Origin of the sequence: Labilibaculum filiforme (assembly GCF_002843315.1) — a bacterium.
Taxonomy (GTDB): Bacteria; Bacteroidota; Bacteroidia; order Bacteroidales; family Marinifilaceae; genus Labilibaculum; species Labilibaculum filiforme.
Genome location: NZ_MVDD01000006.1, coordinates 62,125 through 74,937 on the forward strand (window position 1 = coordinate 62,125; position 12,813 = coordinate 74,937).

11 protein-coding genes and 1 tRNA gene are annotated in these 12,813 nt (G+C 33.8%); 4 read left to right on the forward strand and 8 right to left on the reverse strand.

Annotated features, from left to right (window positions below; translation table 11 throughout):
* Positions 1-44 precede the first annotated feature (44 nt).
* From moaC to BZG02_RS09845, 4 genes are all read left to right on the forward strand, one after another.
* Positions 45-500 (forward strand): cyclic pyranopterin monophosphate synthase MoaC, encoded by a 456-nt coding sequence (gene moaC, locus BZG02_RS09830; protein WP_101261262.1) that lies wholly within the window; start codon positions 45-47, stop codon positions 498-500.
* 71 nt (positions 501-571) lie between these two features.
* A complete protein-coding gene (locus tag BZG02_RS09835) occupies positions 572-1,513 on the forward strand; it encodes an MOSC domain-containing protein (RefSeq protein ID WP_101261263.1) in 942 nt (313 codons plus the stop codon).
* Between the two features lie 156 nt (positions 1,514-1,669).
* Positions 1,670-1,757 (forward strand) — tRNA-Ser (locus BZG02_RS09840).
* 507 nt (positions 1,758-2,264) lie between these two features.
* A complete protein-coding gene (locus BZG02_RS09845; protein WP_180335687.1) occupies positions 2,265-3,029 on the forward strand; it encodes a M23 family metallopeptidase in 765 nt (254 codons plus the stop codon).
* A 352-nt stretch (positions 3,030-3,381) separates the two neighbouring features.
* On the opposite strand, the gene BZG02_RS09850 is transcribed toward BZG02_RS09845, so the two are convergent.
* The 8 genes from BZG02_RS09850 to BZG02_RS09885 all read right to left on the reverse strand — a co-directional run bounded on the left by BZG02_RS09850 (position 3,382) and on the right by BZG02_RS09885 (position 12,491).
* Positions 3,382-3,780: an endonuclease domain-containing protein gene (locus tag BZG02_RS09850; RefSeq protein ID WP_245868077.1), complete on the reverse strand. Its 399-nt coding sequence runs from the start codon at positions 3,778-3,780 to the stop codon at positions 3,382-3,384.
* 943 nt (positions 3,781-4,723) lie between these two features.
* Positions 4,724-5,284 (reverse strand): hypothetical protein, encoded by a 561-nt coding sequence (locus BZG02_RS09855; RefSeq protein WP_101261266.1) that lies wholly within the window; start codon positions 5,282-5,284, stop codon positions 4,724-4,726.
* The gene (locus BZG02_RS09860; RefSeq protein ID WP_101261267.1) at positions 5,271-6,695 is read right to left on the reverse strand and encodes a hypothetical protein; all 1,425 of its coding nucleotides are present in this window, start codon (positions 6,693-6,695) and stop codon (positions 5,271-5,273) included. Before BZG02_RS09860 ends, BZG02_RS09855 begins: the two co-directional genes overlap by 14 nt.
* On the reverse strand, positions 6,676-6,888 hold the full coding sequence (locus BZG02_RS09865; RefSeq protein WP_101261268.1) for a hypothetical protein: 213 nt from the start codon (positions 6,886-6,888) through the stop codon (positions 6,676-6,678). The genes BZG02_RS09860 and BZG02_RS09865 overlap by 20 nt, the downstream gene beginning before the upstream one ends.
* Positions 6,889-6,890: 2 nt before the next feature.
* Entirely contained in the window at positions 6,891-7,319 is a 429-nt protein-coding gene (locus BZG02_RS09870) for a hypothetical protein (protein ID WP_101261269.1), read from the reverse strand.
* Positions 7,319-9,613: a hypothetical protein gene (locus BZG02_RS09875; RefSeq protein ID WP_101261270.1), complete on the reverse strand. Its 2,295-nt coding sequence runs from the start codon at positions 9,611-9,613 to the stop codon at positions 7,319-7,321. Before BZG02_RS09875 ends, BZG02_RS09870 begins: the two co-directional genes overlap by 1 nt.
* Positions 9,614-9,849: 236 nt before the next feature.
* Positions 9,850-11,475: an IS1182 family transposase gene (locus BZG02_RS09880; protein WP_101261271.1), complete on the reverse strand. Its 1,626-nt coding sequence runs from the start codon at positions 11,473-11,475 to the stop codon at positions 9,850-9,852.
* 125 nt (positions 11,476-11,600) lie between these two features.
* A complete protein-coding gene (locus BZG02_RS09885; protein WP_101261272.1) occupies positions 11,601-12,491 on the reverse strand; it encodes a restriction endonuclease in 891 nt (296 codons plus the stop codon).
* Positions 12,492-12,813: the final 322 nt, after the last annotated feature.

The window sequence follows — 12,813 nt, forward strand, 5'->3', positions numbered from 1 at the left end:
AACAGTTCGCTGTAAACACTTATCAGTAAAGAAATTTTAAATTTATGGAAGAATTTAGTCATATAGGGAAAGATGGGAAGGCCAATATGGTTGATGTGGGCAATAAAACTCCACAAATACGAGAAGCCAAGGCATATGGTATCATTAAATTAGAGCCTCGCACCATTGAATTAATACAGGAAAATGCATTAAAAAAAGGTGATGTGTTAACTATCGCTGAAATAGCAGGCATTCAGGCAGCTAAACGCACAAGTGATTTAATTCCTTTGTGCCATACGCTTCAAATTACTAAAGTGGATGTAAAATGCGACCTTATTAAAACTGGTGTGCAAGTAAATACACGCGTTAAATGCATTGGACAAACAGGAGTGGAAATGGAGGCTTTAACTGCGGCAAGCATAGCCTTACTTACCATTTATGATATGTGTAAAGCTGTTGATAAATCAATGACAATAAGCAATATAACACTAAAGGAAAAAACTAAAACTGATTTGAAGTGAAAATAGATTATTAGAATTAAGATGTGAGATATTAGACTAATAACAATTAATTCACCCTTAATAAATTTGAAATGAGCAATAAACCAGTCACCGTACTCTCTGTAAATATATCCGAAAAAAAAGGAGTAATAAAAAGACCTGTAGCCTCTATAGAATTAAATTCCTTAGGCGTATTAAATGATGCACATTCAGGAAACTGGCATCGACAAGTTAGCCTGTTAGCAAAAGAAAGTATTGATAAATTTTCGAAACAAGCTACTCGTAAAATCGATTTTGGAGAATTCGCCGAAAATATAACTACAGAAGGTCTTCTGCTACATCACACCGCTCCCTTAGACCGTTTTATTATGGGAGATTTGGTATTGGAAGTGACACAAATAGGTAAAAAATGTCATGGTGACAGCTGTAGTATTTTTCGCGAAATAGGTAACTGTGTAATGCCTAAAGAAGGTATTTTTTGCCGTGTTTTAAAAGCTGGCAGCTTAAAAGCTGGCGATATTCTTTCTTATCACCCACGAATTATCAAAACAATGATCATTACGCTTAGCGATAGAGCTAGCCGTGGTGAATACGAAGATAAAAGTGGTCCGTTACTAGAAAAATTAGCCGAAGAATTCTTTCAATCTAAAAATCGACATTACAAAATAGAGAAAAATATTATTCCTGATCAGGAGGAAGATCTTACTAAATTATTGGAAAGGGCAAAAAAAGAAAATTTCGACCTTGTTTTCACTACTGGTGGAACTGGAATAGGACCTAAAGATATTACTCCTGATGTAGTGAAAAAGCATCTTACCAAAGAGATAAGTGGAATTATGGAATTAATTCGAATAAAATACGGTATGGAAAAACCAAATGCATTGGTTAGTAGAGGAATTGCCGGTGTAATGAATAAAACTTTAGTTTACACCATGCCTGGCAGTCCAAAAGCAGTAAATGAATACTGCACCGAAATTTTCAAGACCATTGAACACTCTCTTTACATGATGAACGAACTGGATATTCATGGGTAATTAAAATTAATTGAATTGAAGATCAGATCATTTCAAATTAATTACTCTCTGAAGTAAAATAATGCTTGGACGTAAGTATTTTTTGCCATATATTTGCACCCGTTATCGAAAGAGATAGCAGAGCAAGCGTTGAAAAACAAAGCTCGTTTAATTACTGGAGAGATGGCAGAGTGGTCGAATGCGGTAGTCTTGAAAACTATTGTGCGGCAACGTACCGGGGGTTCGAATCCCTCTCTCTCCGCCATGCAGAAATGCAATAGAAGGAAAAGCCTTGTAAACTTAACGTTTACAAGGCTTTCTTCATTTAGTGCCAAGGCAATCTAAACACCTAAAACAGCAATAAACAAGGTGTAGAATTCGGTGTAGATTTTAAGGCTTAATTTTGCTGCACCTCAAACTGGCACTAATGCACTGCTATTCAATGTTTTACTCCGCTAAAAAATCACTCGTTTGCTAGTTTTTACAAATCGTTTTAAAACATTCAAAAACTAGTAAAAATGAGACAAACTACTTCTATTTTATTTTTTGGTAAGTATGATTATTATAAATGAAAACTTTATCTTGTGCCAAATTTTTCATTTTTACTCAAACAAAAAGGCAGCTTTTGCGATTTATGAACTATAAGATATTGACCTTAGGCCTATTGTGTAATTTACATCTATACGCCGTTTCACAAACACCTGATACATTAAATATCATCGTAAATGCTGGCCAAACGGACTCTATTTACAGTTTACATAAAGAATTGCCAGTGGATTCATTGATTTTGATGGATGATATGCTGTATCAAAACAACTGGAATCAGGCGCAGATTAACTATCCGGCCAATCTTAGCAGACCTAAGGATGAAATACTTGTGATTAAATTGGTGAGTAATCAAGATAATCCATTTACAATTCCGCACAAAGGCAAAGTAATTTCAAAATTTGGTATACGCAACAGAAGATTGCACACCGGCACCGACATAAGACTTAACTCAGGCGATACGGTTGTATGTGCTTTTGATGGCAGAGTGCGAATGGCAAAAATATCTAGTGGTTATGGAAATATGGTAGTCGTGCGTCACAAAAACGGATTGGAAACCCTATACAGTCACTTAAAAACGATTTGCGTACAGGTGAATGACACGATTTTATCCGGCGAATTAATTGGACTTGGTGGACGTACTGGTCATGCCACCTGCAACCACCTTCACTTCGAAACCCGTCTGTTAGGACAAGCCTTCGACTCGGACAAATATATTGATTTTGAGACCTCTACACTCAAAAGCAATCTATTATATTACAAAAACAGGCAATTTGAAATTGATTTTGCAAAATTAAAAGTCCCGGCATCCAAAAATCAACATTCGATTTCCGCTCCAAATAATCCCGATGGCATTTACATGATACAAAAAGGGGATACTCTTTGGAACATAGCCAAAAAGCATAATACTTCAGTAAGCAAAATTTGTACCGATAATCGCATTGCAGCACGCACCATACTTAAAATTGGTGACGCACTAAAAATAAACTAATTCAAGACTAAATTCTGTTTTTTTTCAATTAAGAATTGCTATCCTATTTCACTTTTAAAGCATCGTGTAACTAATTTTAGCAAAATGGCTTAAGGCTAACTTTTTAGTTGATAAACACCCTGAAACTAAACAAACTTATGATTTATTACAATCTCTTCGAACCATCTTTTCTACTACCAAAGAAAAAGGCATTGCCTATGCAAAATTAGCTAGATGGTCTCGATTTAGTTGAGAAAATAGGATTGAAATCTTTTCGTATTGTTTCCAACACCATACAAACTCACTTTCTAAAATCCTTCACAAACCACACGAAAGATTCGTACGGGAGCGGGGGGTTATCAGTGGGAGATGATTATAATGTTTTCAACTCAAGTTTCTGTATGCTACAGATTTTATTGATCTCGTCAATCACCTTGTTAAGATCCTCCTCAATTTCATTATTGGTAAAACGGATTATTTTAATTCCCCAATGATTTATTTCTGCTTCCCGACCAATATCATATTCCTTTTGTTCTGAAGATTGATGTATCCCACCATCCACCTCAATTACCAATTTTAATGGGTAACAATAAAAGTCGGCAATGAAAATATCTATTGGATGTTGAGCTCTAAAACGCAAGTTTTGTACTTGTTTTTCTTTCAATAAATCCCATAACTTTAATTCAGCCAAAGTCATATTTTCTCTCAGATACTTTGCCTTCTCAAAAATGTGTGGCTTCGCATTATAAAACATTGAAACTTGATCACTCATTGCCATTTTATTATTCTTTTTTCCTTTTTATTTTCACCCCTACCTCCTCCACCCCTAAATCCCCTAAAGGGGACTTTCTCAAACGGACTACTCTCTTAAGCCCCTTTAGGGGTTTGGGGTAATGCAAAACTTACTTCGACTTCACTGCTTACTACCCTTCATATCTACTATCCCTTCTATCCTTTACCCCTAAATCCCCTAAAGGGGACTTTCCCAAACCGCACCAACAATTCTTTTGAGATATATCTAAGCACAAAGGACTCAAAGTACATTCACAAAGAACTCAAAGTCTAAATTCTAATTCATAACTGTCTTATTTTTAGGCTTTCCTATCCCTCATCTCTTACCCCTAAATCCCCTAAAGGGGACTTTCCCAAACCGCACCAATAAGCTACCTTAAGGGTATTGGGGTAAGAGAGATAAAATTTATAATTACGACTCATCTTATAATTTACTCTAAACAATTAATCATTAATACCTAATTACATTACCTACCACATATCTTTCACAAACCACACGATACTATCGTACGAGGGAGTACGGTTGCTTTCTTATTTCTTATTTCTTGTTCCTCATCTCATCTCATCTCGTCTACCCCTAAATCCCCTGAAGGGGACTTCCCAAAACCGCACCAACAATTCTTTTGAGATATATCTAAGCACAAAGGACTCAAAGTACATTCACAAAGAACTCAAAGTCTAAATTCTAATTCATAACTGTCTTATTTTTAGGCTTTCCTATCCCTCATCTCTTACCCCTATATCCCCTAAAGGGGACTTTTTCAAACCAACTACCCTTTTTAAGCCCCTTTAGGGGTTTGGGGTAATAGGGATAAAATTTATAATTACCACACCTATCCGAATTTACTCTAAACAGTTAATAATTAGTTGCTTACTACATATTTTTAACAAGCCACACGAAAGATTCGTGCGGGAGCGGGGAGTTATTTGGGTAGGCTATGGACATATTCTCCTTTATAATAATACTTATAGTTTTTAGCTCTACTAATTTCGTCCGAACTAGGAAAATAATTTAATACATCATATTGGCCTGGAAATTTTATAGATTCAATAAAAAGGACTGTATCTCCATTAAATAATCTTTTTTGTACATTACCTAGGATGTGGTCTACAATTATTTTTTTGTTTTTTAAAACTTGAAAAGTTCCTTCGCAACCAGACTTTCCCATATGATTCTTGTGAACTAAAACTGTAATATTTACATTTCCTCCTAATTCTCGATTGCTTCTATGTCTAATTTCTTTATTAATGAAAAAGCTAATGAGAATTAGAATTAACCAAAGAGCAGAAGCCAAATATAAGTTGTACTTTTTATATTTCGTTTTAGAAATAAATACAAAAGTCAAAATAAAAGTTATACCTCTAATAACAACCCTCATAATCCAATTAACTTCAATATCTAAAAAAAGATTTTGAATAGTTAAAACCCAAGAAATAATACTTAAAACAATTAAGATTACTAGTAGCTTATTAATTTTTTTCATATCCTTTTATAAATTCTATTCCACTATCGATGGATTTAATTATGATAATCTTACCAACAACTTCAATCCCATCTTTAACTAATATTAAAACCCCAATATTTGATAGTTCATGAAATTTACTAATATATCTATATTTAGTTCCTACTTCGTGATAATAACCGTATGCATCGTCAATATCATTAAAGAATTCAGAAAATTTCATCTTCTTCCCTGAGATAGTAATTGTACCAGCAAACATTTTCGGATCATTTGAGACTTTTTCTATAAATCTCATATATTCACCTAATGTTTCTCCTGAGTTCTCCATCACAGATAACATACGATTCACATCTTTCGAACCTGTAAAAAAGTCTCTAAATTGCTTATCAACTCCATACTTATCAATAACATTGGTAAGTCTTTGAAAATTCTCTGCAGATAGTCTGTTAATATCAAATTTAACATCTGCTAAAAAATCAAATGCTTTCGCACCTTTAGCTGTTGACAGTATGTTTGACATTACATCTTTATATTTTATTCCTCTTTTTTCTAATTTATCAATACCACACAACTCAAATATATATTTCCCTTTGTCTTTAATACCAAACTTTTCAATAAAATTCAAAACTCTAATCAACTTAAAGCTTTTCATATTGAAAAACTTCCCTGCTTTATTAGATGCTATCTTAAAAACAGGCCCTGAAACTGCAGGAATAACACATTGAATTCCTAAATCAAGAAAATCAATATTTTGATCATTTTCTATTTTACTTAGTAAATCAAAGATGTCAATTCCAATTATACAATCTACAGCCATCTCAGCGTATAGTTTTTCAGGAGTATATACTTCTTTTAATCCTGAACTAACCATATCTAGGATCAATTCGGGTATTTTCATTTCAATTCCAAAGGCTTCTTCTGCGATATACTGTGATGCAAATTCAATTGACGCACCTTTAAGGAATTTACTTGTAGCATCTTCTGAGACACTTTTTAAGTATTGCTTCAAAATCTCCGGACCAAACCTATATGCCATATAGGCTTTCATAGGTGCTTCGGCTACAGAGGATGCATATTTAGTAAAACCGAACAAGGCTGAATCTGAACCATATCTCGCAAGATCCTGATCATATCCATCTTTCACCGAAATAGGTTGTGCGTTACCATCATTTTCAAATTTTTCAATAGCTGTTTTAAAAACATTTTCATCCCTAAAATACTTTTCACGAGTTATAAGATCGGATAAAGAATATTTATACTTACCTCCTATTTTATAATCTGTACTTGCCCTATTATAATCAGGTTTAATTCCAGCCCATAAATCTTTTTCAGAAAAAATATAATCATAATCTCTTGCTTTTGTAATTCGATGTCGAAACTGTGTTTCAAACTCCTCCTTGCTGTAAATCTTATTATCCCTGAAATACTTCAAAGTCTGTGGATGAAAAACCACCTAACAATTTTGCTTGATTAGCCCCTCCACCAAACCTTCTAAAAACAGTTAAACTTTCCATAGTTTCTGCAGTATAATAGTAACTATCCGCGAAACTTTCTTTTATCCACTTTGGTGTTTTTCCTCCCAGTATCCATTGCTCATTTGCACCTAATTCATTACCGTCAGACATTCTTAATCTAGAAGAATAAAGTCAAACCTCTTTTCAAGTAATACTAGAATTCGATTAATATTCGAAATATCCCCAACATTCTTTAAGTCTATAATCTTATTACTGATAGCTTTTTTCAAATCTAAGGATATGTTCCAGTTAGTCTGAAACCTACCTTCTTCTATTCGATATATATGATAGAACATTATAATTCCAAGCAAATTAGTAAACTCTTTAATTGACAATTCTTCAAGCATTGTTTGCTTTAAGTCATGATCCAGTTGTTCATAAAGCTGTTGTTCTCCATTTTCTAATCCAAAATTCAATAAATCCATATACACACTAGATATATCATGGTCGCCATAGTCTCTATTCAAAATAAAATATTCACCTCTTCCTAGCAAATAATTAGAAACATTACCTGAATCTATCGCTTTTTGATAATCATTCATTATTTAAGTTTTTGTACATTTTCTACTCCAAAGAAATCAACAAGATTCTTCCAACTATTACTGTGCTCAAAAGAAGCCGAATTCGAAAGCACAGCCTCTGAAGTTCCATGTTTAGTTTTTCCTCCTGGTACCCATAACCCATCATAAGCACCATTTTCATTGCCACTCGGCATATCAAATTCAAATCCTTTATCGGGTTTAACTGTTATTAAATAGACTTCATCATTAGTTTTAAAATATTTATCTCCCAAATCAAGCTCATCAATTAACACTTGAGTATCATAATTAGCACTATTAAATCGAGCAACAATTTCATCCATTTCACTTTTCAAGCCAATAAATTTTCTTGGTGCAATTGTTGTGTAATTAGGATTTAATAAATCACTTTTTCTAATTATAAAAGCTCCTCCTTCATTTCTAAACTTATTCAAATGATTTGCAATGTCCGCTTTGCTCATATACAGGCTTGGACTTGGTCTATAATCTTTCTGTATTTTAACAATCTGCTCGTTTGTAATTTCAAGCTTATTATTTACAATTCGCCCTAGTTCATCGCCACTCTCGGCTTTTAATATTAGTGTTTTTCCATCTGGAAGAGTTTCTACTTTTCCTGACAGTTTAAAATTAGTAGCAAAATCACGTAATTCACCTGACAATTTACTAATTAAAATATCATCTACCACGCCAGGCATACCCCTCTTCACCAAAACCTCATCACTCTTGGCAATCAAATCGTCCAATCGTTTTGCTTCAGCTTCAGGTAAATCGCTTAAAACATTGCTTACAGACTTACTGTTTTTAACAAAATTAGTCAAAAGTTCAGTACTGATTTGTGTTAAATCAATAGCAGTACTAATAGTTGGCCAGACATCTAAAAATGCCTTTCCTTCATCCGTTTGTTTCAGCCTCTCAGCTAAGATTGGATTTGTGATAAGTGTATTCAAAGCAAAATTCGATAGTTCAGCAATTGCAAGTACTTTAGCAAGATAGGTACCTCCCTTAAACAATACTTTACTTGCCGAACCTGCCCCAACAAAATTTAAGAAAAAGCTAACAGATTTTATTCCATCTTCAGTGTCCTTATTATCAGCTACCCAATACAAATAAAGAGCCGGTAAATAAACAACCTTATCATCTGATGCAACTTCTCCATCGTTATAACAAATGGCTAATGCTTCAAGTGGATCGAACTTCTCATTATTAATCGGTATTGGATTTTGACTTAAAAGCGAACCGGGCATTATATGTGACCAAATATTAAGTACATCACCTTCTATTCGCCCTTTAACGTCAACAGAACTATCATTCCATATATAGTAAACATTTCCATCTACATCCAAGTTATCTTTACTCCATGAGTCTACTGCCAAACCAGATAAAACCTGAATAAATTGCTCTAAATTATCTCCTCCAAGATTACCGTATAGGTCAATAAGCAGTTTATTCTCATTTTCCAGCTTATAGAACAAAGCATTTTTTTGTTGCTCATCTTTTGTTTTCAGTAGATTTAAAACTGCTAAGCCCTCATTGGTGTCATTTTCAGTACCCCAAATCCACCTTCCGTTAAAAATTGAACAACCAGAGATCGTTTTCAGATACTTAATCCTATCTTCAATTGAAATTGTAGCATTTACAAAATCTGGTATGTTCTCAAAGACAACATCTATCTTATTACAATCAGCTCCATTTACTTCTAAATATTCTTCATAACTGGCAACTATTTTCGTTTTAAACTTATCATCTAAAGGGTACTCTAAATCTTTAAGCAGCAGTTCAAAATCTGAATAAGAATACGTCCATATTCTAACTGCATCTTCACTTTTGCCTTCATACTTATAAGAAAGGTAAAATCCTGAATGGTAATCTTCATTTATAACAAAATCAACATGTGGTGTTTGCAAATCTATTTTTCCATCATCAAAAACCTCAGAATACACCCATGCTTTTTGTCCCGCAAGTTTTGTTTCAAGGGCTTTGTTCCCCCAAACATTGAAGTTGTAAAATTTGTTTTGTACTAAATCTAAATGACTCCCTTTGTTGCCCTTAATCCATGTAATTAGTCCATTAATATTTACATCATGACTCGCATTCCCCTCTTCCTCCTGTCCCCACAACTTCACATCCCTTAGGTTATGAATGTCGTCCCATTGGTATTTGCGCAGTTGTTGTCCGTCGGCATAATCCATTAGGTTTTGAGTAGAATTTTCGGGAATGGAAGGAAAATCCTGAAAAGGATAACTTAAAAAGTACTTTCCAATAGAAGATATAGAACTTACCGATTCTTTTTCACTCATATAGCTTTTTGAATTCACACTGTTCAAACGCAAAGTCTCATAATCGATAATGTAAGGGATGATATTTTATCCTCACCGGCTTCGGTATATAATTCCGATGCAATAAAGGGTTGAGATTTAGATTCACACTTATTGAGAAAAATATAATTGAATTCTTTCTAAGCCTTAAAACAACAAAGAGGGTGTCCAAAATTAAGGACATCCTCTTTTTCAATTATCAACTCAAAAAGTATTTTTTAGTTGATAATTTCTAATTCAAATTTATCATGGGTTATTTTTGATATAAATGCTCTAAAAAATGCTTCAATACGATTGAAAAATTGACTCTTACAAGATCTCCGCATTTTCCTAGCAATTTTAGCCAAATTGAAGCCGATAGCAAGTAAACCAAACTCTAGGTTTATACCGTCTAATCCTTTCATTGTAAATCTATTAAAGCCCTTATTGTATTTTATTTGTCCAAATACAGCTTCGGGTTCTATTGGTCTGTTACTCCTGTGCTTTAGACCTTTATCACTCATCAAATTCTCCCTGGCCTTTTGTTTATAGGTTCTAAGTCTGTTATTTATTTCGATTGTCCTATTGCCTTTACCTTTGAAACATCTGCCTCGGATTTGACAATTCTTACAATTCTTAGCTCGGTATTTTCGGATTGTGCTTATATACCCAAAGCCATTACTCTTTTCATATTCTGAAACAAAATTCATATGTTGGCCCATTGGACAAACAAAGTAATCATCAACCTTGTTATAATGCATATTTTCAACTCTATACGGATCTAGTTTGAATGCTTTTTTTTGCTCCATATGAAAATAATTGAACTTCACATAATGCTCAATATTTTCTTCTTCTAGATATTGATAGTTTTCCTCACTTCCGTATCCGGCATCAGCAACAACTTCTGCTGATTGCTTAGCATATCTTGCTCTAAACTTGTTCAGGTAATCGATAAAAGTACGTGTGTCTGTTGCGTTTTGATAGATTCCAAAATGAGTTATAAATTGATTTTCTGTACTGATTTGTACATTGTAAGCTGGTTTAAGTTGCCCGTTTTTCATGTGATCTTCCTTCATTCGCATAAAGGTGGCATCTTTGTCTGTTTTGGACATTGAATTGCGATGCTGTCCGATATCAGAGAGCTTTTCTTCGTACTCTTCTAGCTTAGGAAGATGCTTTTTTGTAAGTTCTTTTAAAAGACTCAATTCTTGTTTTGTCTTTTCTTTATTATTTTGATTGAGTTGTTTGATTTTCTCCTGTAAAACATGTGAATTTATTGGCTCGGGTTCTGGTACATCTTCAGTATTATCCAGAATGATACCTTCTTCGACCTGAGATAAAATCGAATCAATTTTCTTTTGTAAATTGGCTTTATAACGCTCAATGGATTTACGCCAAACAAATCGATAACGATTAGATGAGCTCTCAATTTTAGTCCCATCAATGTATTGAACTTCTAAACTCACATATCCCATCTCAACCAATATTAGGACCACGTCTGTGAATAACCTATTGATTTGGGTTTTGAGTCTTTTGCTCCTAAAGTCGTTAATGCAACTATGTTTGGGAAACTGTTTGCCTGAAAGCCACATATAATTGATATTTTCTCGCAACGCTTTCTCCATCTTTCTGCAAGAAAAATCATTATTCAAATAGCTGTAGACAACTACTTTCAATAACATACGTGGGTGATATCCCTTACAACCTCCTGCTTTGTAACCTGTCATTATTTCGGAAATTTCTAATTGGTCAACAATAGAACTAACTAATCTAACAGGAGAATTTTCTGGAATGTAGGAATCAAGTCGTTCAGGAAACATACTTACCTGACCTTGATTATACTCTTTGAAATTAGGCTTTTTCATGCCCTAATATACTAATAATTAATGTATTAACAAAACAAAAACAGCTTTATTTTCTTGATTATCAGTTGATTACATAAAAAAAAGAGAGTATCCATTTTTGGACACCCTCTTTGAAATTAGTAAGCTTATCCACAAATATGTTTTAGCTCAGTTCTTAATTTCTTCATCTTATTTTCGCTTAATGCAAATGCGTCTAATAAATGTTCGTTTTCCTTTAACTGAAGACAAGTAAGAATACTCTGATCCATTAATTCCTTTTTTTGAATTTTGGTGAGTGTATCTAAAATAGTAACTGGGTACAAACGAAATTCTTCAATGCATTCTTTCAATCCATTTTTTCGAGGATAATCCCACGCCAAAAGATTCAAACCACTACTAGTTCCGTATTGAATTGAATCTTCAGAAAAACGAGTATTGGTAACAACCCATCCGGTAAAGGAAAGACCTTTATATTCGGGCATATCCTTTCTTTTTTCGATAATATCGTTTACGCGAGAGCGAACGTAAAGAGGCACTTGTACACTAACATGTTTTCCTTGGTCTTTATGATATTTGCACTCTACCAAATGCTGCACTTTATTGTGGGTTGCAATTACATCCATTTCGTGTGTAACGCAAACTCCATCCACCACAACACCTACTTCAATTTCAAATCCTTGCTTTTTAAATAGTTGACCAATGAACTGCTCGAAAGGATATCCCGTTGGACCAAGCTCCATTATAGCTTTTTTTAAGCGATAACGCATGGCCGACGTATTTTTCTCCCTTCGCAAAATAGAAAAAGCTCTTGAATATATTTGCTTGGTACTTACCCCTGTAAAAATCCAAGCTTCGATATTCTTAAGAATTTTATCGATTGCAAAGGTACTTGCTCCTGCATTTTGCAACGAACGCTCTAACTTTTCAATTTCAAAAGCTTCTTCATCGCCCGAAGCCTTTCTCACCAAAATCAATTTATTGGAAGACGCATTTGATAGCTGACTATCTCTATTTTCGACACTAACCGAATTATTCATATGATTATAATTTGTTTTTTAGTTGCCATATGGAACTTACCATGCTGGAATAATCATCTCACTGTGTGTAGAAAGCTTTATACATGGACGTTTCATATGATTATAATTTGTTTTTTAGTTGCCATATGGAACTTACCATGCTGGAATAATCATCTCACTGTGTGTAGAAAGCTTTATACATGGACGTTTCATATTTATTTATCCCCTTTATTTTTTTATACTAATGACTACAGCTAAAATAAGTTGTATTATATTCCGATTGTAAATTTGACCATTTATATCCTTGTAATTTCTGTTTTACTCACGAATTGTAAATAAAAAC

Bases quoted from the DNA above. Each gene is read 5' to 3' on its own strand.
- BZG02_RS09855 (WP_101261266.1), bottom strand. From the start codon at position 5,284: ATGAAAAAAATTAATAAGCTACTAGTAATCTTAATTGTTTTAAGTATT.
- moaC (WP_101261262.1), top strand. From the start codon at position 45: ATGGAAGAATTTAGTCATATAGGGAAAGATGGGAAGGCCAATATGGTT.
- BZG02_RS09865 (WP_101261268.1), bottom strand. From the start codon at position 6,888: ATGTCTGACGGTAATGAATTAGGTGCAAATGAGCAATGGATACTGGGA.
- BZG02_RS09850 (WP_245868077.1), bottom strand. From the start codon at position 3,780: ATGAGTGATCAAGTTTCAATGTTTTATAATGCGAAGCCACACATTTTT.
- BZG02_RS09880 (WP_101261271.1), bottom strand. From the start codon at position 11,475: ATGAAAAAGCCTAATTTCAAAGAGTATAATCAAGGTCAGGTAAGTATG.
- BZG02_RS09875 (WP_101261270.1), bottom strand. From the start codon at position 9,613: ATGAGTGAAAAAGAATCGGTAAGTTCTATATCTTCTATTGGAAAGTAC.
- BZG02_RS09870 (WP_101261269.1), bottom strand. From the start codon at position 7,319: ATGAATGATTATCAAAAAGCGATAGATTCAGGTAATGTTTCTAATTAT.
- BZG02_RS09885 (WP_101261272.1), bottom strand. From the start codon at position 12,491: ATGAATAATTCGGTTAGTGTCGAAAATAGAGATAGTCAGCTATCAAAT.
- BZG02_RS09835 (WP_101261263.1), top strand. From the start codon at position 572: ATGAGCAATAAACCAGTCACCGTACTCTCTGTAAATATATCCGAAAAA.